This window comes from uncultured Duncaniella sp. (genome assembly GCF_910578445.1).
Classification (GTDB): Bacteria; Bacteroidota; Bacteroidia; order Bacteroidales; family Muribaculaceae; genus Duncaniella.
Window position 1 is genome coordinate 273 of the sequence record NZ_CAJTQC010000006.1, and the last position, 22,324, is coordinate 22,596.

Sequence of the window (22,324 nt, forward strand, 5' to 3'; positions counted from 1 at the left end):
TGTGAAAAAGCGGCTAAACTTTTCCTTTAAATTACTAATTTTCAGGGACTTTTGCAAATATAATCACCTAAAATTTAACTGTTTAACAGCATGATTTCAATTTTTGTCATGTACTAAACCCGAAGTGTCATATTTGGGAGTATGGATTCGACGATATGAGACAAGATTCCTGAATGAGAATTTATCATTTCTGTTCCACGACGCCCTGAAAGCGGAATAAAAACCTCGCTGACGGTATCGGGCCGATTCAGTAGCGCTCTCACGTCGGATTGTCTGCGACTCCAACCTGTATGTTTCATCCGCAACTGAGCCTATATGGGAATTATAGTCATAATCGCCAGATACCATAAGGTCATACTCCATCTTTCGGCAAGCGAACTTTGAGTACAATGAAGCCTCGCCACTGCATACCATAAATCGCTCTTTACCATTTAATTTCGTGTAGCCTCCGTAGGTATATGATTGTGTGATGAAATTTACAACATGCTGTGAACGCTGAAATCTCGGATCGACAGGGAAATCAAGGTATTCAACCCGCTTTACATCACCCGGATTCAGTCCGCTAATATCCTCATCGGTTGCAGGATGATAATTGATATACAGACTTACGCCTTGATTGTCAACGGTCTTTACCGTTTCTGCAATCGGATTCACACTCAATTGCGGAATATTCATCCGCGAAAGCAACGAAATGCCGCCGGATGCTGTCGACTTCTGGTTTGCAGACGGGATATAGACTGTTTTGGTCGCGCTTGTGCGCTGTGCGTCGGCAACAATGGTCACCTCACCAAGTTCTTTTACAGCCACAGAGTCGGACACGGAGGTCTGTCCATGCGCAACAAGTGGGAGCACTATCAATGGAAATATATAATGTTTCATGCTGCGAAATTACCCTGTTATGTCTTAATCAATCCTTATGCTCCCTTATTTAGTCTTAATCTTTCGGCAAGGGCTAATCAGGATTGGCCGATTTTTAATAAATTTGCACTGAGATGAAACACTTTAAGCTAATACTGACATCAATCCGTATTCTTGTTTCGCTGCTATTCGCGGCCAACGTGATTTTCATGGTGCAGTTATATGATTCAATAAAAGAACGATATATAAATGATGTGGAGCAGTGCCTCAGCAGGGCAGACCAGATAGAAATGGTCGACCGCATAATTGAAGCCGGGCTTGGAGAGGATAATGATGTAGTATGGATTAAAATCGGTTTGCAGAAATCGGATGTAGGCACAACAATGAGTGCTGAAAAATTACGTGAAATGGGTTACTCTCAGGGCTTCCGCCGTGTTGACAAGCAAATCTTGTCGATAATTGCACAGCATCTTCATGACAATTATTCCGACAGAATTGGAAAAACCGATATATCCAAAATCGAAGAAGCTTTTCGCCGCGACCTGAATTTCTCGGGATACTATCCGGAATACATCCATGTCACATGTCCGGGCGACACATTCGAATATCCTTCCGGCTTATGGGAAATAGAATACAGAGTTAATGGAAAATTGACATATTATGCCTACATAACTCCGTTGACTGAAAACATATTAAGCGAAATGATAGGAGCCATAGTTACCTCCGCCCTGATTGCTCTTGTCCTGACATTCGGATTCTGGTATCTTCTTCATGTCATAAAACGGCTTCGTACCATAGAGGAAATGAAAGATGACTTCACCAACAATATGACGCATGAACTAAAGACACCGATCGCAATAGCCTATGCGGCAAATGATTCGTTGCTGCAATTCCCTGACCCTCATGATGAGGAACGGACAAAAAAATATCTTTCGGCATCTCTTGAACAGCTGTCAAAACTTGCAGGATTGGTTGAAAGCATACTTGCCATGAGCATGGAGCGGAGAAAGCATCTTGCCATGTCAAAGGAAATGATTGACCTGAGGACTTTTCTCAGCTCCATAATCGAGCAACAGAAGCTAAGAGCCGAAAAGAATTGTGAAATAACTTTGATTTGTCATAAAGATGCCTATGTCGAAGCCGATCCGACTCATTTCTCGAATGTCATCAGCAATCTGATTGACAATAGCATAAAATACTCAGGTGAAAATGTGGAAATAAAAATAACTGCCGATTCAACCGGGGTGTCAGTCTCCGACAACGGCATCGGCATTCCTGAAAAATCGTTGCCTGACATATTCAACAAATTTTATCGTGTACCTCATGGCAACACGACAGAAGTCCGTGGATATGGCATCGGCCTGTTCTATGTCAAATCAATTGTTGAGAAACATGGATGGTTGATAGGCGTTGAAAGCAGAATGGGAAAAGGAAGCAGATTTACTATAAAATTCAGAAAACAATGAGCAATATTAATCATAAAACCGTTTGCGCAGCAAGGATTTTATTAGTGGAGGATGACTCAACACTCTCAATGATAATCTCGGAGACATTGCAACGCGATGGCTTTGAGGTCTTGACAGCATGCAATGGCGAAGATGGTCTGCAAAAATTCACAAAGCACGGGGCTGACCTTATAGTAGCCGATGTCATGATGCCACGCATGGACGGATTTGAAATGGGACGGAAAATCCGACAGATAAACCGGAGTGTACCGCTGTTATTTCTCACAGCTAAATCCGGCATAGACGACATTGTTGAGGGATTCGAACTGGGCGGTAACGACTATCTCAAGAAACCGTTCAAAATGCTGGAGCTGATAGTACGAATCAAGGCACTGTTGCGCAGAAACATCCGGGAAGAAGACCATAAATTTGAAATCGGCAAATACGTTCTGGATTTATCAACACAGACACTGTCATTTCTTGACAAAGACAGTGTCGAACTTTCATTGATCGAAGCAAAACTGTTAAAGGAACTCGCTGTAAATATCGGCCAGACAGTCGAAGCCTCAACAATGATGCAACTTATATGGCAGCGTGACGACCCTTACAGCCGAAACTCTCTTCACGGATTCATCCACAAACTCCGCTTCTATCTTCGCCATGACACTTCCATATCACTGTTGAATCAGAGTGGTATCGGGTATATGCTCACGAAGAAATCATAGAGTTCCCGTCCATCCGTGCTGTCAACGCTACTCAAAAGATGCTTGATTTCATAAAAACATATATGTGTGCAGCCGTTGTCCTTTAATTCTCTATTTCTCACCGACTTTGCAATATAGCGCGCCATTCTCTAAACGACCGAGCCATAAGCCCTATCTGATTTCGACAGTCTTTATATCCGGATGTTTTTTCAAGCAAAAAAAAGCCTTGTAAACTCTTTGTTTACAAGGCTTCTACTTCTCAGCGGAGAGAACGAGATTCGAACTCGTGGTAGGATTGCTCCTACGTCAGTTTAGCAAACTGGTGGTTTCAGCCACTCACCCATCTCTCCAATATTTTCGAATTTTAACTATTTAAAATTCTGTGCTTTCAAATTTTCCTCATTCACCATAAGGCGTTTCTCTCAAAAGCACTGCAAAGTTAGTGCTTTAATTGGAATCTTCCAAATGTTTTTGCGATTTTTTATCGCAAAAAAATATCATTCCACCAGCAACACAAGTCAAACCCACTGAATACCAAACGAATCGCCACCTTTATTTTTTTTACGATATATATCGACTATTACATGACCTTCAATAGACGATTAAAATTTAGTGAGTCAATTTTCTGATGCAAAAACATCTGCTCTTGAGACATCCCGACATATCATTACAGCTACGCAAGAAGTTAGATACACTAAAAAAGTACAGGACAGACAATATCCTATGACAATCATACAAATAAAATCATCTTTTTTGCTCTTATTTCAGCTGAAAAGTGCGATTCTTAAAGCTACCATACATCGAAAAAGCGCTTTTTTTCGTAATTTTGCATCACTTATTTCTAAATGAAAACTTATGAATTTAAAAACGAAGGCTATCGCCCTTACATTATTCTCACTTTTTGCTGTTAACTCACGTGCTGAATTCAAAACATTTCCTGACGGAAGCGCCGTCCCCGCATGGTTCAACAATACGGCAACCCCGAAGGTCGACAAATTGGGCAAAAAATATGTGATAACCGACTATGGTGTGGTAAACGACAGCACCATCATCCAGACCCCGGCTTTACAGGCTGTCATCGACAAGGCAGCAGGTGAAGGAGGCGGAGTAATCATCATTCCTGAAGGAACATTCCTGAGCGGTTCTCTTTTCTTCAAACCCGGAACTCATCTTCACATCCAAAAAGGTGGCAAGCTGAAAGGAAGCGACGCTATCACAAACTATGAGATTGTAAAAACCCGTCTCGAAGGCCAGACCATCGACTATTTCGCCGCACTTGTCAATGCCGACAGATGTGACGGCTTCACCATTTCAGGCGAAGGCACAATCGACGGAAACGGCCACCGCTTCTATGACGAATTCTGGCTTCGCCGCAAAGTCAACCGCAAATGCACCAACCTTGAAGCCCTGCGTCCGCGAATGGCATATATCTCAAACTCAAAAGATGTCACTGTCAGCGGAATCCGCATGGTCAACTCCGGTTTCTGGACAAACCACCTTTATAATTGCGAGCGCATCAAGTATATCGGTGTGACAATCCTTGCCCCCACCGACGGCTATCCCAAAGGCCCGAGCACCGATGCTATCGACCTTGACGTGTGCAACGATGTGCTTGTCAGCAATTGCTATATGAACGTCAACGACGACGGTGTCTGCCTGAAAGGCGGTAAAGGCACATATGTCGACACAATTGCCGGAAACGGTCCTGTCGGTCGTGTAATCATTAACCGCTGCACCTTTGGAAAAACCAATGCAGGAGTGACTTTCGGCAGCGAGGCTTGGGACTGCTCAAATGTCATAATGAAAGACTGCAAGTTTGAAGACACTTACCACGTATTGCTCTTCAAAATGCGCCCTGATACCCCTCAGCAATACCGCAACGTGCTGATTGACGGAGCTACCGGACGCGTGCGCAATGCAGTCGAAGTCCAGACTTGGAAACAATTCTTCAATAAAGTCGACCGCGATCCGATGCCGGCATCAGGCGTCGACAACGTCACTTTCAAAAACGGCAAGCTCGAATGTACACGCGACTTCTATAAGGATAAGAAAATTGACGAATACACGCTTACAAATTTCACATTCAAAGACATCTGGGCTATAGACCCCTCGAAGTCGTTCGACACCAAGAACATCGAAAACTGTGTGATTGAAAACGTGGTTCTCAAGTAGTCCACCCTACATCCCACCTGAAAAATCAAATCTCAATCACAACCGCTAATGCTCAGGATTCAGGAATCTGCTGACAGATACCGAATCCTGAGCTTTTTGTTAATTATAAACCATACTGAAAAGTAATCCTTACAAATTATCGGTGAAATTTTTATAATATTTCACCATCGGCATTAAAAAAGAATCCTTATATTTGCGCTATTGTAAAAATTGAATCATAGCGTGTAGTCACGCCAAGGATTCAACCACCCTAAAATGTCTAACTTGCAAAGTTTGAAACATGACTGAAAAACGCGCACAGTTTGCGACCCGTCTGGGAGTCATAGCGACCACAGTCGGGTCGGCCGTAGGACTCGGCAACATATGGCGATTCCCTTTCGAGGCAGGAGTCCACGGCGGAGGAGCATTCCTGCTCATTGACCTCTTTTTCATATTTATAATAGGTGTGCCGGTTGTATGCGCCGAATTCATTATCGGCCGTCACACAGGGCTCAATATCCGCGGAGCATTCCATAAACTCGCTCCCGGAAAACCGTGGGGAATCGTAGGCTATCTCGGACTGCTGGCCTCAATCCTGATTCTCAGTTTCTACTCAGTTGTGGCAGGATGGACGCTTGAATATATCTTCCAGTCGATATCCGGCTTCGGAGGAGTCAATTCGGTAGCCGGGCTGCACGGCCAGTTCGATTCATTCGCCACTTCCGACCTCCGACCCGCCATATGGACACTCGCCTTTCTTGCCATAAACTATTTCATCCTTGCGAGAGGAGTACAGAAAGGGATCGAAAAGATGTCAAACATCATGATGCCACTGCTTTTTGTCATCCTCATTGTGTTCTGCATCAACTCTCTCCGCATGGATGCAGCAGCTGAGGGTCTGAGTTTCCTTTTCAAGCCGGATTTCTCACAAGTCACACCGTCAGTCATGCTTGGAGCAATGGGGCAAGCTTTCTTCTCGCTAAGTCTCGGACTCGGATGTCTCATCACATATTCGAGCTACTTCAAAAAGGAAACCCCGTTGATGCGCACAGCCGGAATAATGGCTTCGCTTGACACACTCGTAGCAATCCTCGCAGGAATAATCATTTTTCCGGCTGTATTTTCATTCGGCTTAGAGCCTGCTGCCGGACCAAAACTTGTGTTCGAGATACTCCCTTCCATATTCATGCAGATGCCCTGGTCAATGCTGTGGTCCACACTCTTTTTCATACTTCTCTTTCTCGCATCGCTGTCATCGACAATATCTATGAGTGAAATCACCATCGCCTATATGACCGACGAGTTCGGTTTCTCACGTCGGAAAGCCACGGCAATCAACATTGCCATCGCAATGCTCTTTGGGACACTGTGTGCCCTCTCATTCGGCTCGCTCTCCGGATGGACCATATGCGGGATGACGATATTTAACCTGTTTGACTATGTTTCATCCAACATTCTCCTGCCGGTCGGAGGCATGATCATCTCAATTTTTGTCGGATGGGTGCTCGACCGCAGTGTGATACGCGATGAACTCATCACCCCACGCAGCGGTGTCAGACCGTGGATGGTCACAGCCGTCATCATATGCCTGCGTTATATAGCTCCACTCTGCATAGGCCTCGTGTTCATCTACGGCCTATTCTGAGATTTCCATCGGCCTATCGGAAATAAAATTCGACGATTATAGCTGACTATTCGAAAATTATTGTTAAGTTTGTAGAAACAAACCAAGCAACTTGCAGGTTTTATTAAATCGGTAAAGCATATTCAATCCCGACATGCCGTAACCTTACCTGATGGAAGCATGCAGGAACAATCTCTATTTTTCTCCCCATGAAAAAAAAGACTCTCAACATCATTAAAAACGATCCGTGGCTTGAGCCGTATACCGACGTAATCGTCGGACGCCACAATGAAGCACTCAACAAAGAAGCCGAGCTATGCGGACCGAACGGTACTCTTGAAGACTTTGCGAACGCACACAATTTCTTCGGTCTCCACCACACTCCCGACGGAGGCTGGGTGTTCCGCGAATGGGCGCCCAACGCAACAGCAATCACACTCATAGGCGACTTCTCCAAATGGAAGACCATGAAGAAATATGCCCTCAAGCCAAAGAAAAATGGTGTCTGGGAAATCAAGCTTAAGCCAAACGACATCCACCATGGCGACCTCTACAAGATGATGGTCAGCTGGGACGGAGGACAAGGCGAACGAATCCCGGCCTATGCGACGCGCGTGGTGCAGGACGAACAGACCAAGGTCTTCTCGGCTCAGGTATGGTCGCCAGAACCTTATAAATGGAAAGTGCGCCGCTTCCGCCCCGATACGCGCCCGCTTATAATCTACGAATGCCACATCGGCATGGCACAGGAAAAAGAAGGTGTGGGAACATACACCGAATTCCGCGACCTCGTGCTGCCACGCATTGCAGCCGACGGCTACAATGCAATCCAGATAATGGCCATTCAGGAACACCCCTACTACGGTTCGTTCGGATATCACGTGTCGAGCTTCTTTGCTCCGTCAAGCCGTTTCGGAACAGCCGAGGAACTGAAAAGCCTCATTGACCGCGCCCATGAACTCGGCATCGCCGTCATCATGGACATCGTACACTCTCATGCGGTGAAAAACGAAGTCGAAGGTCTTGGCCGGCTCGACGGCAGCTATAATCAGTATTTCTACGGCGACTCGCGTCGCGAACACCCGGCATGGGATTCGCTATGCTTCGACTATGGGAAAAACGACGTAATCAACTTCCTCCTCTCAAACTGCAAATACTGGCTTCAGGAATTCCGCTTTGACGGTTTCCGCTTTGACGGAGTGACCTCAATGCTCTACTACAGCCACGGGCTCGGACAAGCATTCAGCGGATATGACGACTACTACAACGGCGGACAGGACACAAACGCAATCACCTATCTCACGCTCGCCAACAAACTCATCCACAAAATCAATCCCAACGCAATCACGATTGCCGAGGAAATGAGCGGTATGCCCGGTCTTGCAGTCCCCATAAAGGATGGCGGAATCGGATTTGACTACCGCATGGCAATGGGCATACCTGATTACTGGATCAAGATACTCAAGGAGAAAAAAGACGAGGACTGGCATCCGACCTCGATTTTCTGGGAACTGACCAACCGTCGCGCCGACGAAAAGACCATCTCGTATGTCGAAAGCCACGATCAGGCTCTCGTAGGCGACAAAACAGTCATCTTCCGCCTCATCGACAAAGAAATGTACTGGCACATGATGCGCGACGACGACAACATGGTCGTTGCCCGTGGCATGGCTCTCCACAAGATGATACGTCTCGTCACCGCCTCGACTATCAACGGTGGCTACCTCAACTTCATGGGTAATGAATTCGGCCATCCCGAATGGATTGACTTCCCGCGCGAAGGCAATGGCTGGAGCTACAAATATGCGCGCCGTCAATGGGATCTTGTTGACAGGAAAGAGCTGAAATACATCCTGCTCAATGCCTTTGACAATGCTATGGTCCACCTCATTTCGAGCGTCTATAACTTCCAGTCGCTCCCGGTGGTTAAATTGTGGGAGAAAGACGACGACCAAGTGCTCGCCTACATGCGCGGAGACCTCGCATTTGTGTTCAACTTCAACCCGTCCAAGGCCTTTACAGGCTACGGCATCCTCGCTCCCGCAGGCGAATATGACGTCGTCCTTTCAACCGACAATCCTGAATTCGGAGGTTATGGCAACATTGACGAAACCGTCAGCCATCTGACTCAGAACGACCCGCTTTTCGCTCCTTCAGGCAAAGAATGGCTGCGACTCTATCTGCCTCCGCGTTCTGCTCAGGTGTTGCGCCTGCGTCGTGCGACACCGCCAAAATCACGAAAAAAACAGTCTAAAGCATAAGACAGGACATACACTCAACAATGACCCGGAGAGATTCCGACTCTGAATTTGTCGGAATCTCCCCGGGTTCATACTTCCGGTTCTCAACAGCCTGAAGCATGAATGACACTTCTGAAATGCAATTTGCTTTATTCGTGGCATTTCACTAATTTTGCAATCAGTTGCAGCTACCATGCAACATTGTTTCAACTCCATAAATCATCAACAACCATGTCAACAGAAAAAGTTATGACCCCGGAAGAGGCCCGCGAGTGGATGGAAACACGCGAATGGGCAAACGGATGGAACGTCAATCCCGACGAAACCATCGACGCAGTTGAATTCGCAAACCAGTATCACCGTAATAAACCGCTATGGGACAAGCTCTTCAAATTCCTTGCCGAGCACGACCCTATGACCCTTGAACCCGGAAAGATTGAACTTGAAAAAGGCCGTGTATGGATCAATGTACCAGAGGAATACACCCCGAAGTCAATCGAGGAGACACGCACCGAGAACCACCGCAAGTATATCGACCTCCAGTACACTTTCGTAGGCGATGAGCTCTACGGCCTCGCTGACCCCGACAAGGTTACCCCGACTATGGAATATGACCCGGTGAAAGACCGTACTTTCTATACTCTCGACGCCCCCGCTTCATACGTTCCCGCCGGAGCTGACCGCTTCTTCCTCTATTTCCCGAAAGACCTTCACCAGCCCTCAGTCAAGGCATCGGAAAATCCCGGCATCTCACGCAAGCTCGTAGGCAAAATCGAATACGCGGAATAATCCGTCTGAAAATCATAATAAAAATACAGGATGACACAGAAATCAGAAACATCTGTGTCATCCTGTATTTTTTTAACAACAATATGTTTTTTCGCAAACCTACTTCTTTACATAACGGATTGCGTTGGCAGGCATGTTTTCACCTTCATGACCGAAGCTCTTCATCGCATCGTGCGGTTCTATGGTCACCTTCGATTCGTCGAGTTTCGAACGGTCAAGGCCGAAGACATCAATGAAAAAGTCATAGACTGCATTGCGTTTGTTCGGGCCGAAGTCATGACCTTCGGTCGGGAGATGGACGTTTGAAACCTTATCCTTTGCTCCATAAAATCCATAGACACGCTGGAGATAGGGATATTCATTTTCAGGGACAATATTGGTCCAGTCCTTACCATCGGAAACAATGCGCATCGGTCGTGGAGCGAAGGCGGCTGCAAGTTCGGCATTGGTCGTACCGCCTCCGGCACGCATTATCGGCATACCGCTTTCACAGGGACAGCCGCCGTCGAAGTATGACGAAAGGCTGACCACAGGACACGAAGCTGTGTAGCGTGGATCAAGCACAGACAGAAGCACCGACTGCGAGCCGCCGCCTGAACCGCCGTTGACACCCACCCGGGTAGAATCAACATCCTTGCGAGCAATCATGAAATCGAGTATCGAGATTCCGTTGAGAGCCTGTATGACATGAGCCTCAGGTTTGTGATGGCCTTCGCTGCCGACCTGCAGAGCGGATTCGCCCCACCCGTAAAGGTCATAGTCGACACAGATAGCACCCATGCGTGCAAGCGTAGCGAGACGCTGCTGTTGTGCGTCATTGTAACGTCCGTTACCAAAATGCCCGTTCGGACAGATTATCAGCGGATGCTTGCCTTTTGAAGCAGGTGCATAAATCGAACCGCAGACATAGAGTCCGGGCAGAGTTTCGAGATAGAAATTCTGGACGGTGTATCCGTCAAACTTACGCACTTTCGAAAAAACAGGCTTTGCATCAACCCGACGTGCGAGCGCATCGTCAATCGTCAGAAGTTCGCGGACTTCCTGACGGATGGAGTCACGTCGCGCTTCCCAAGAGCCCTTGTCGGAATAGAGCGAGGTCAGCCATGCGACCATCTTACGACCGTCGGCCTCTGTCCGGCGCGGATACTCGTAACGTTTCAGTTTATAGGTCGTATCATTCTGCTTAACGAACTTAAAGTCAAATGGCATGAGGACATTCGTCAGAGACTCCTCGACCGAATAGGGACGGATACGCGAATCTGCATACGGAAGCACAAGTCCGGTAGTATCAATGTCATATTTCAATCTGACATGAAAACGTTCGCTAATCTCAGTCAGCACTTCTCCCAACGGACGTCTGAACTGGTTCTCATAATTATTCTGAGCCATTGCCGGCATGGCTGCAAGAGCCATGCCGATAATGATAGTTGCTGATTTCATCTGTTACTTTATTTTTGAAGAAAACGTATGTTTGCCTGATTTAACAACCTTGGGCTGCGCATCACCGGGAAGAATGACATCAGCCGAGACATTGGCCGGTAGCAAAAGCTCAAGAGTGAAATCATCACCCGTGCGTCGCCATTGAACCTCGACATCGCCATAGAGAGTAGCGGTGCGGCCGCTGACACTTGTCAGGTCACCTACCACCGATGGCTCGATGATGAGATGCTGCATTCCCGGACGAGCCTCGTCAATCCTGATGCCGGCAAGCGAACGGAAAAGCCATTCGTCAATCTGTCCCATCATGAAGTGATTCCACGATGAACCCTGACGCGGATCCCACTGCTCGGTGAGTGTAGTAGCTCCGAACTGGAGCTGGAAACCGTAGCCGGGAGCATCGTAATGATTGTGCATGCGATACATTATCGAGTCAAGACCGTTGTCGGCAAGCGCACGGAATAGATAACGGTTGCCGACATCGCCGGTGGTCAGGCGCACTCCGTGTTCTCGGATGTCGCCGACGAGGTTATCAAGCACAGCCTGCTTCCTGCCTTCCGGGATCATATCGAGGAAAAGCGGGAGGGCGTTTGAGGTCTGGCTGCCAGTACCGTAGTCAGAAGTAGCCGGGTCAAAATACTTCTTATTGAACGCATCGCGCACTTTGTCGGCCACAGCCTGATAGCGCGCCGCATCATCCTTCTTGCCGAGCAGTTCGGCAGCCTTGATGACGTGAAGAAGGTCCATATAGTAATGAGCCGACGCAACAAGACCTATGGGCGTGTTACGCGAGAATCCCGCACGGAAATCTCCGTAGTCATACCAGTCGCCGAGACCGAAGTCAATCAGATTACCGTCAGCACGAGTACCGAGATAGTCGACATAGGCAAGCATGTTGGGATAATACTTACGGATAAGGCTGTCATCGCCATAGGCTTCATAATACATCCACGGCGCAATGACCAGTGTCGCACCCCATTCGGGCGACTCGGCGAAATCATCCATGCCGGGACCTTCAAACACAACATATTGCGGAGCGACAGTGGGGACCATGCCGTCGGCCCTCTGGCTGTCTGCTATATCGCGGAGCACTTTTGGATAATACGACGTAAGGTCATAGTTATACAAAAGACCCGGGCCGTTGAGATGAACCTGTTCAAGCCATCCGAGTTTCTCGCGGTGCGGACAGTCAGTGAACACCGACTGCATATTGCTTCTGACCGCATTGCGGATCAGACGGTGTGCGGCTGTCAGAACTTCGCTCGAACATTCAAACTCTCCGCCTTCAGCAGCCGAGTTGTAGATGAAACATGATTTGATGTCCTCAATTTCAGGCAAGCCCTCAGGATTCGGTTCTCCGGCAAAGACCGCACCCTCAACCTGTATGTAGCGGAAACCGTAGTATGAGAAACGCGGATGCCACGTTTCCGGCTTGTCGCTGCGAAGTATATAGGTGTAGTAATGCTGACGTCCCGTCTGTCGCTGATTGGCGGCATTGTCGTCAGTGATACTTTCACTGACAATCATTGTAACCTTCTGACCCGGCTTGCCCTTAAGCGTGATTTCAGGGAATCCGGCAAGATTCTGCCCCATATCGAGAAGGATAGCAGAGGAATCGATGGTGCGCTTTGTGGCCTTCGTTCCCTTCTCTATCTCCTCAGCAGTCAGTTTATGACGGCTTTTCACGGCAAAACGCTCCATAATCTTCACCGGAGGGGCGAGTTGCGGTGTGAGACGGCCTTTAGGGGCACGCTGCATCACTACGGGCTGCCACTTGCTGTCGTCAAACCCGGCCTTATCCCATCCAGGCTGTTCGAGACGGGCGTCATAGTCCTCTCCGCCATACATCGAATGGAACGTAATGGGACTGAGGTCATATTTCCAATCATCGCCTGTCTCTATGACTTCTGACGAACCGTCGGTGTAGCGCACAAGCATTTTTACCCACAGCGTCTCAGGTCCGAAACCGATCTGAAGTTTGCTGTAGCGGTTACCGCGCACGACATTGAAGAAACCATTGCCAAGCAACACACCCATTGCATTCTCTCCGGAATGGAGCATGTCGGTGACATCATAGGTGTTATAGTAGACAGTCTTGTCATAGTCACTCCAGAGCGGTGTGAATTCACCGTCGCCGACCTTCTCGCCGTTGAGCGACAGTTCGTAGTGGCCGAGACCGCAGACATAGACGGTAGCATCGGCAATCTTTTTCGGCAAATCGAACTCTGTGCGGAGAACAATGCTGCGCGATGCCATCGAGTCGACACGCTCCCAAGCTTCTTTTATTTCAGGCTTCTTCCATTTGTCGTAAGTGTAGTTACGTCCCTCGGGCAGATTGGCCTGCTCATAGCTGACAGCACCAATCCACTTACCGTCGAGAAATTTGGCATCCGGGGCTATCCGGAACTCAGCCGGAGCGCTCCATGCAGAAGCCTTACCCTTTTCATCCCAGACCTTCACGCGCCAATAGTAGCGAGTCATCGGTTCGAGCTTCGGGCCGGCATAAGCGATTAGCTGGCTCTGCCCTGATTTGACTTTGCCCGAATTCCAGACCTTAGCTGTTTTCTTGCCGTTGAGGGTGAAGATTTCCAACTGATAGGCCGACTGCATCGTGCCGTTATCGCCTTTGAGCTGCCAGCCGAAACGCGGAGTGTCGGTGTCGACAGCAAGCGGTCTGTCAGTCATCTCGCATGTCATCCTGCCTACCTCTATAGCCCTTATCGGGAGCGAGGCAAGCAGAAGGATTGCTATATAAAGTATTCGCTTCATATAATTCCGAATTAATGATTATTAGAGCACATCCTTGCAGACGAGACGTTCGAGCTTGGATGTGTGGCCAACCTCCTTACCGTCGACATAGACACGCAGACCGCTGCCCTTGTGGTAGCGCTGTCCGTCCTTATCCCAAAGAATGGTCACATTGCGGCCATGATATGGAACATTGTCGAGGCAGAACCAGTCCCATTCTCCATCGGGCACAAGAGGATTCACCTCAATGGTGTTGTCATTGCGGGGACGAAGACCTACGAGACCTGTGATTACAAGGTCGTTGAATGTCGAATGATTATAGTAACGGCTACGTTCCTGATCACCCTTCAGCCAATAACCTGTCACCTCATCGAGATACTCACCGATATAAGGACGGCCACGATGATGCTGCGACTCAACATAGCGCTTCATCTGTACGAAATAAGTGCTGTCGGTCACGGCAGGATTCTCCTCGGTATTAAGATAGTTGGCGAGCGCGGTCAGAGTCTGGGCAGAAGCAAACGGCCAGATTGCACCGTCCCACTCACATTTGCCCACACCGCGTGTGCGGAATTCAGGGTGACGGCGCTCGGCTGTCGTAAGACCGTAAGGAGCTGAGAAACCGCCCTCATCATTGAGCTGAAGCCAAGCTTCGTCATATTTACCCTTGTCGGGGAGATTGAAATACCAAGGAATATAGCCGATGGCCTCACGTGCCTGCGCACAGGTGTCGCCTCTGACTGTCTCAAAGAAGGCATGGTCCTTGTTCCACAGACGTGACTGCACGAGATTTTTAATTTCCTCGGCTTTCTTTTCGTAAAGTTCCTGTTCATCCTTCTTGCCAAGCTTTCCGGCGATGGCGGCGAGAGCCTTGGCGTTGCCATACATATAGGAGTTGATGGTCGGACGGGCATATTTCTTCTTGCGGCCGCCGCTGATGCTCTCCTCCATGCCGTCCTGCACATCGCCCTGCCAGTAAAGTCCGTTGGGCAGACGGTGCTGTTCCTCCCAGCGGGCATATTCAGCCTTCAGGTCGGGATACATCTTCGCAAGTGCTTCGAAATCACCGTTGACAAGATAGCGGTTATAGATAGCATCGGGATTCCACGAGCTGAACTTCATCATCTTGGCCATAGGCTGACCGTCGTTGCCGTGATACCATGTATTGATGATTCCGTCGAGATATTTCCGGTCGCGCAACCAGCGGCTTTCATAGATATGATGGCCGATGGCACATGCAATCAGGTTATATTTGTCGGCATAGCTACGGTCAACAAGGAATTCCGTCATTCCATAGCCAACAGGGGTATCCTTGATGTGCTTGCGCAGAGTCCACCAGCGATAGTAGTACATCTCCTCCATATCCTCGTCGGGGCACTCAAACAAAGGAATGTTTTCCTTCATCCACTCCGATGATTCCGAATTGGGGATTGCCTGAGCGATATTCTCGTCCTCCATGCCGTTGAAATAGTCGGCATGATGAGAGAAGTCATTATATTTAAGCACTGAAGCAGTCCCGTCGATGTCGCGCGACGAGCTCTTGAAGTTGGCGATACGATAGACAGCCTCCTTGTCCACATCGTTGGCGCGTGGCATATCATTGTGCTGGTCGGCCTCGGTGTCGACGTTGGGGAAGTTCGAGTGAACGCCTGTACGGAAGACCACACGCTCAACCTCCTTGACAGGAGCGAAAAGCATTCGTGTAGCCTTCTTCTCACCGTTGACATAGACTGTCGAATTGCGGTTGTTGAGCGACAGGTCAACCTTCACATGATAGGGCTTTCCGGGTTCGTAGTTAAGAATTTTACCATAGCGAGCGCCACCCTTCGAACGGAATTCGCCTTCCGGAGTAAGGTCGAGACGCGCACAGGCCGTACCCTCGTCGTCAACAAACTCAATGAGCAGATTACCGTGGTCATTCTGATCGGCCATAAGGTCGAATTCGACTGTAAGCTCACGTGTCGGCGGAATTTTGCGTTCCACTTTCGAAATGTCAAACGGGTCTTTGTCCGCAAGAGTCAGCCACGTTTTGCCTTCTTTCTCCTGAAGCGAGACAGGGGCCCATACAGGTGAATAGATATTCCACATCGTGAGATCAGAGAGCGATTTGAAATCTCCGAAATTCTCATCGGCATGTCCGGTTGCCACAATCTCGACAGGAACTGGGACGCGAGCCACCCACATGTCTTCTTTACCGACACTGTAGGTCACCCAAAGGTCTCCGTCGGGAGGAGTGCCGTTGCCTTCCTGAATACCTCGCACATATTGCGGGCCGAACGATTTGTATTGTCCGGCATAGCGCATGGGAGGCACTTCACCATGAACGAGATTCAGGGTTGTGTAGTCAAGGCCGTCGGAACTGAGAGAAATGGCGAGCGGCCAACGGAATTCCGAAGGATTGTAGACGGTGGCATATGTGCCGTCGCTAAGCTTCTGACCCCAGATTTTTGCATTGCTGTTGACAAATCCCTTCGCACGCTCCACCGGCTCGGCCCACGTGTTGCCGCCATCCTTGCTTATTGAGGTAAGGGCGTGTTTCCAAAGCGACGCGATGTCGCCGTTGGGAAGAGTGTACCAGCAGAACGCCTTGTAGGGCTTTGCAAGAGGAATCAGCGGGTCATTGCGGTCGGCCTCCTCAACCCACTGCATACGATAGAGCGGGTTAGCGATGATTTCCTCGCATGCCTCACGAAAACCCTTGTCCTTGCTCTTCTTATAGTTGGGATAATTTGTGTTGTTCTCGTTGAAGTCGTGATTGTAGTAGATAAAATAAATCGGGCCGAACGAACCGTCCTTATAAATCTCGCGGACCACACGTCCGATTCCGTTGCCGTCGTTGGGGTCATCCTTGTGATGAAGGGCGATGCCGTAGTTGCCGATTGCAAGCAGACGGCCGGATTTCGATACATAAAATCCGACACGCTGGTGCATGACTGCATCCTGACCAGAAGCCACATTCTCAATTCCCTCCTTCTTAAAACCGTCGGGGACGGGATAGACAGGGAAAAGAATCTTGGGTGCGCTCCAGTTGTAACCATCCTCGGATGTCTGGAGCAGAGTACGCCCTCCACCGACATGCTCGTCGACCGGATTGGAAAGATAGTGCATGTAGAACTTACCGTTCCAATAGGCCATCATCGGCTGATGATTGTAGGTCCAGCCGTTATCGTTTGGCGAATAGAGGTCATAGCGACGGTTGGCACGCATTGTCTGAATATTATGCACACCTACTGCCGGCGAAAGAGCTCCGTCGTGGCGGTTGGGATTCGAAAGCTTTGTGCCTGTATAATGTATGCGTTCCTCAGCTGTGAGTCCGAAGGCTGTCAGACAGGCGGCTGATACGAGTACTAATTTTGTCAGCTTCATTTTTTATTGCTTGCTTCAATAAGGTTTTTGACTACTGAACGCGGAGCGCGGAATATAGTGCCGTGCTTGTGGTCCTTGGGAACGCTCACACTGTCAGTGACATCGGTAAAGGTCACAAAGTCCTTTGTCTTGTGGGCGCTGTAGATGAATTTTCTGTAAGTATCGTAATAGATATAGTAGTCATCTCCGACTTTTGCAACCGATGGTCCTTCGGTGAATGACTCGGTGAAAGGTTCTGAGGCCGGAGAATAAGGTCCTTCAGCCGACTTGGCAAAAGCCACCTTGATGTTGCGGTTTGGACGGGTGTTATCCTTGACCACCATTACGTAGTCATCATCACCACGTTTCACGAGTGTGGCATCGATGCAGCTGAATCCCGGGTCATAGAAAAGTTTAGGCTCGGAGAATGTGTTGAAATCTTTTGTGGTGACGTAATAGAGACGATGGTTGTTCTTCTCGTCCTCGATTCCGACATCAAATCCTGCATCGACAACACATGAAGCATATATGATCATGAACTGATCCTTGACATCGTCATAGAAAAGTTCAGGCGCCCACAGATTCTGGGTTGACGCAATCGAATCCATCGCGGGAATGCGGCGCTGCTCACTCCAGTTGACGAGGTCTTTCGAACTTGCGTAACCGAATCCGGTATCACCCTTCCACGCGATTGTCCACACAAGATGATAGGTGCTGTCAGGACCTACGACAATCGAGGGGTCGCGCATGATGTTCATGCCGATTTCAGGTTTGAGCCATGTGCCCGCGATGCTGTCCCAGTGTATGCCGTCCTCGCTGTAAAGGAAGCGAAGACCTTCGTCGGCGGGTTCATGGAAGGATGTAAACATATATAGTTGGTCTTCGGGCTGAGTTTCAGTCTTGTTTGCACCCGAATTGCATGAATAGAGGCCGAGTCCAATCCCGACGGTCGCTATAGCTGCTGCAAATATTTTCATGATGGTTAAATTCTGTAGGGACGCGGTGTCACCGCGTCCCTACGAGTGATTATTGTAGTTTTTTGTAATGTTTTTATAACTCAAGCCGTGCGTATTTCACGCGCTGACGACGCCATGTATAGATTGCATGAAGCTTGCCGTCCTTACCCTGTATGATGCTCGGATAGGAATACTGGCTGACAGGGCTGTCTTCAAGCGTCATGACATTTTCCCAATGGATTCCATCGTCTGAGACGGCTACGCAAAGAGGATTGCGGACACCCTTCGGCGTTCCCTTAAGAGTTGCGAAATCGTTGTAGATAAGCACATGGCGTCCATCCTTAAGCGTCACAGCATCAGTGCCTGAATTATTGTTAGGCATGTCGATGAGTGTGACCGGAGTCCAAGTGTCGCCGTTGTCGCTGCTCCAGCTTGTCGCAATCTTTGAGTTGCGTGTGCGGCAAAGAATCTGCAATCGTCCGTCGGAATGACGCAGGATGCTCGGCTGAATGGCATAGATGGGTTCGGGTTCAGTGCGGTCTGTGCGTATCGCCGAATCCGAGGGAAGTGCCCCGGCCGTATGCCATGTCTTGCCTTTGTCATCGCTGATTTCAATCCATGCACGCCAGCCCTTGCCTTCGCGGCTGCTTGGCGAGATGATACGGCCATTGATATATTCAGGCTTATTCTTGATCGGACCGAGGATGCCTTCGGGAAGCGGCTCGCGGTCGCTCCATGTCTTTCCTCCGTCGGTCGAACGGACCACCCATCCTGTCCAGTCACCAACGCTCGAACCAATCTTGTAGAACAACATCAGCTCTTTCTCACCGGGAATCTGGAAAAGCACCGGATTCCAGCATGCCTTACGGCGGGCATTGGCAATGTCGCCCTTGAAATGCGGGCCGACAGGACCTGCGGTGGCAGGAGTTGTCTCGGCGTTGATGCCTGAGAGACCTGCAAGCTTGATATTCGGGTCATTGAGGTCGAAAACGCCATCGGCGGCAATCATCGGTTCGCTCCATTCGGTAGCCCCCTTAGGTTTACGACACACCCAGATGACGCAATCGGGATTGCGCTCCTTAGTTCCGCCAAAGAACGAAGCCACGAGATCGCCGTTGTCAAGCTCGACGATAGTAGCGCCGTGACATTCAGGGAATGAGGTTGTTTCGTAAAGGAACTCATCGTTGAGAATCCCTTTGCGCTTGTCGCCGATTGAAGGATCGACCTTTATATCAAGATTATACACGCCCGAGCCCACGCTCCAGTATGAATTACGGCCTTCGGAACGCATATACTTCGCACCCGGAGCTTTGACGGCTTTCTTGTCGGGAGTGGGGACGCAGAGGACAGCCGTGGTGTTGCACGGAATCTCGACACGCCACTCGATGTGCATCGGGGTCTTGACCCAGCGGCTCGCAAGCAGACCGTAAGGTGTGCGGTATGACGCGTTCACACTGTCGAGCTGCTGAATCGAGAAGTCGGGTTTGAGAAGAATCTCCTTATAGCCAGGTTTGGCAGGATTGAAACCGGCAAGATCCTGATAATACCAGTTCAGATGGTCGCCGAGCATCATGACATGGTTATTACTGTTCATGCGACGGCTTGCGGTGTCGCCGTTCCAAAGCTCCCAGATAGTGGTTGCTCCTTTCGAAATCTCATAGCCGTAGCTCGGATAGGAAGTGTTGGATGCGAGCATCGCTGCGACATCGCCGCGCCCTATTCGTGAAAGCTCGCGCATGAGCCAGTTGACACCGATGACACCGGTCGAGATATGTCCCTTGTTGGTCTCGATGATTGTCTTAATAAGATTATCGGCCACAGGCTGACGATATTCTGCGGGGACCATGTCAAATGCGAGCGGAAGCACATTGGCTGTCGCTGTATTGTTACCGTAGAAAATGCTGTCCGGATAGAGGATGTGAGGGGTCTTTACTGGCGATGTGCCTTTCTTGACAGTCAGGAACTGCTTGTTGAAAGCCTCCTTTACTTTATCGGCATCGCTCTCCCACGCGGCAGCCTCGGAATCGAGGCCCTGCATGCGGGCAAACTTAGCCATCAGCTGACACATCTTATAATAATAAGCGGAAGCAATCAGAGTCCCGTCCGTCTTGCGGGCCGGATCCTGACTATGGATCATGTCGAGTTTTTCAGGCGGAACACACCAGTCGCCATACTTATCGGCTGTGATAAGACCATCCTTATTTGTAAAATCGGTCCTGATATGGTTCATCCACTTCTTCATCGCAGCATAATTGCGGATGATAGGCTGAGGATTACCGGTCTGTTCATAAATCATGTCTGACACGACGGGCAGCGTGGACGACCATGTCATGTCGGAAGTGTAGTAGTTGTAGAATGCCGGAGCAATGTCAGGCAGACATCCGTCCTCTCTCTGAGATTCGCGCATGTCATCCATCCACTTGGCATACATGGTGGCGTTGTCGAAAAGGAAATTTTCGCCCCATGTCCCCATGTTGTGGTCGCCTGTCCACGGCTGGCGCTCGTCGCGCTGCGGACAGTCAACCGGCACACCCTTGTAGTTGCTGGCTATACCCCACCAAGCATTACGGTGGATGGCATTCATTGTCTTGTTCGAGCTGGCAAAAGAGCCGTTGTCGGGAAGAGCGTCGTAAACGAACTCTGCCACGATATCTTCGGGCTTGAGATTTTTGACACCTGTAACCTCAACGAACTGGAAACCGTGGTAAGAGAATTTCGGACTCCATTTCACGCCATTTTCAGAGCCATTGGCAATATAGCGGTCAGTGCTCTGCGCATGGCGGAGATTTTCGACATCAAGCTGTGTGCTGTCAGGCGAGATGCGTTCGGAATAGCGGATAACTACGGTGTCGCCCTTAGCCACGCCTGCCAAGGCGATCTTGACCCATCCGGCCATATTCTGACCGAAGTCCACCATGTAGCGGTCACCGAGTTTGCGAACGCTCTTCGGTTGGAGCGTCTTCATGACCTTCATGTTGGGGGCAGTGTTGCCACGGAGCGTTCCGAAAGGAAGCTCCGCACGCTGAGCCTTCAACCATTTCGAATCGTCATAGCCGGGTTTGGTCCAGTCGCCGAGTTCAAGACGGGCATCGTAGACTTCTCCGTCATATTCATTGTTGCTCCTGATAGGACCTTCGGCGGTCAGACTCCACTTCTCATCGCTGTTGACACGCTGCTTCGTTCCGTCGGCATACTCGATGACCATGTTCATGCGCATCTTCGGATAGCCGAACGTAGGAATCTTGTAGGGCTTATAGTTCTGACGCATGGTGTAGAAACGTCCGTTGCCGAGAGTCACGCCGACGGCGTTTGCCTCACCGTTGCCTTTGAGAAGGTCAGTGACATCGTAGGAATTATAGAGAGTTGTCCGGCGATAGTCAGTCGGGGCAGGAGCAAGCACGTCGTCGCCAACTTTCTGACCGTTGATATAGAGTTCATAGAGACCGAGACCGGAGATGTGGACTGTGGCACGCTTGATTTCCTTCTTCTCGCTGTTGAACTCCTTGCGGAGATAGCGGGAACTCATGCGGCTGTGGGAATCTTCGATGTCCCACTCGAACGGGCCTTCCCATCCGATCCAGCGTCCGCCCCAGTGACCTTCGCCGACAATACCCATCCCCCACTCTGCCTGAGGACTCCATGGAGATTCGCCACGAGTGGTCGATACTTTGACCTTCCAGTAACAGCGGGTATTGTCAGCAAGTTTCGGGCCGTTATATTCGACCCACACCGAACGGTCGGAAGAAACTTTGCCTGAATCCCAGATGTCTCCCTGCCCGGCTGCAAGTTTTTCGGGAGAAGAGGCTACGAGGATATGATAGGCAGTCTGCATCACATCACGGTCAGACGATGTGATTATCCAGCTCAGACGCGGATTGGGCGTCTCGACATTGAGCGGGCCGACAAGCCCCTCTGTTGTCAGCGAACCGACATTCACACCTGCGCTGACTCCTGTGACGATTAGTAGTGCAAGAAGCAGGGTTGAAATCCGATGCATCATAATGAAAACGTATTGTTGATAACGTGA

12 protein-coding genes and 1 tRNA gene are annotated in these 22,324 nt (G+C 49.5%); 6 read left to right on the forward strand and 7 right to left on the reverse strand.

Annotation, left to right across the window (positions count from 1 at the left end; all coding sequences use genetic code 11):
- Positions 1–96 precede the first annotated feature (96 nt).
- Positions 97–879, reverse strand: coding sequence for a hypothetical protein (locus QZ311_RS04275; protein WP_297064427.1), 783 nt, complete (start codon positions 877–879; stop codon positions 97–99).
- Positions 880–992: 113 nt separating this feature from the next.
- Here QZ311_RS04275 and QZ311_RS04280 point away from each other — a divergent pair, with 113 nt between their 5' ends.
- Together QZ311_RS04280 and QZ311_RS04285 are read left to right on the forward strand one after the other, a co-directional pair.
- Positions 993–2,324, forward strand: coding sequence for a HAMP domain-containing sensor histidine kinase (locus tag QZ311_RS04280; protein ID WP_297064430.1), 1,332 nt, complete (start codon positions 993–995; stop codon positions 2,322–2,324).
- Positions 2,321–3,028, forward strand: a complete 708-nt coding sequence (locus tag QZ311_RS04285) for a response regulator transcription factor (RefSeq protein WP_297064432.1) — start codon at positions 2,321–2,323, stop codon at positions 3,026–3,028. The genes QZ311_RS04280 and QZ311_RS04285 overlap by 4 nt, the downstream gene beginning before the upstream one ends.
- Before the next feature lie 242 nt (positions 3,029–3,270).
- Here the strand turns inward: QZ311_RS04285 and QZ311_RS04290 are convergent.
- Positions 3,271–3,357, reverse strand: a tRNA-Ser gene (locus tag QZ311_RS04290).
- 505 nt (positions 3,358–3,862) lie between these two features.
- Between QZ311_RS04290 and QZ311_RS04295 the strand changes: the two genes are divergently transcribed.
- The 4 genes from QZ311_RS04295 to QZ311_RS04310 all read left to right on the forward strand — a co-directional run bounded on the left by QZ311_RS04295 (position 3,863) and on the right by QZ311_RS04310 (position 9,811).
- Positions 3,863–5,179 (forward strand): glycosyl hydrolase family 28 protein, encoded by a 1,317-nt coding sequence (locus tag QZ311_RS04295; RefSeq protein ID WP_297064435.1) that lies wholly within the window; start codon positions 3,863–3,865, stop codon positions 5,177–5,179.
- A 280-nt stretch (positions 5,180–5,459) separates the two neighbouring features.
- Positions 5,460–6,803 (forward strand): sodium-dependent transporter, encoded by a 1,344-nt coding sequence (locus QZ311_RS04300; RefSeq protein WP_297064438.1) that lies wholly within the window; start codon positions 5,460–5,462, stop codon positions 6,801–6,803.
- A 188-nt stretch (positions 6,804–6,991) separates the two neighbouring features.
- Positions 6,992–9,043: an alpha amylase C-terminal domain-containing protein gene (locus QZ311_RS04305; RefSeq protein WP_297064441.1), complete on the forward strand. Its 2,052-nt coding sequence runs from the start codon at positions 6,992–6,994 to the stop codon at positions 9,041–9,043.
- A 210-nt stretch (positions 9,044–9,253) separates the two neighbouring features.
- Positions 9,254–9,811: a YhcH/YjgK/YiaL family protein gene (locus QZ311_RS04310; RefSeq protein ID WP_297064444.1), complete on the forward strand. Its 558-nt coding sequence runs from the start codon at positions 9,254–9,256 to the stop codon at positions 9,809–9,811.
- Positions 9,812–9,910: 99 nt separating this feature from the next.
- Here QZ311_RS04310 and QZ311_RS04315 read toward each other — a convergent pair whose 3' ends face one another.
- The 5 genes from QZ311_RS04315 to QZ311_RS04335 form a co-directional block, all read right to left on the reverse strand.
- Complete coding sequence (locus tag QZ311_RS04315; protein ID WP_297064447.1) at positions 9,911–11,251, reverse strand: hypothetical protein; 1,341 nt, start codon at positions 11,249–11,251, stop codon at positions 9,911–9,913.
- Between the two features lie 3 nt (positions 11,252–11,254).
- On the reverse strand, positions 11,255–14,017 hold the full coding sequence (locus tag QZ311_RS04320; RefSeq protein WP_297064450.1) for an alpha-L-rhamnosidase: 2,763 nt from the start codon (positions 14,015–14,017) through the stop codon (positions 11,255–11,257).
- A 21-nt stretch (positions 14,018–14,038) separates the two neighbouring features.
- Positions 14,039–17,362, reverse strand: a complete 3,324-nt coding sequence (locus QZ311_RS04325; protein ID WP_297064453.1) for a glycosyl hydrolase family 65 protein — start codon at positions 17,360–17,362, stop codon at positions 14,039–14,041.
- On the reverse strand, positions 17,359–18,318 hold the full coding sequence (locus tag QZ311_RS04330; RefSeq protein WP_297064456.1) for a glycoside hydrolase family 43 protein: 960 nt from the start codon (positions 18,316–18,318) through the stop codon (positions 17,359–17,361). Before QZ311_RS04330 ends, QZ311_RS04325 begins: the two co-directional genes overlap by 4 nt.
- 73 nt (positions 18,319–18,391) lie before the next feature.
- Positions 18,392–22,297, reverse strand: a complete 3,906-nt coding sequence (locus QZ311_RS04335) for a family 78 glycoside hydrolase catalytic domain (protein ID WP_297064460.1) — start codon at positions 22,295–22,297, stop codon at positions 18,392–18,394.
- Between the last annotated feature and the right edge of the window lie 27 nt (positions 22,298–22,324).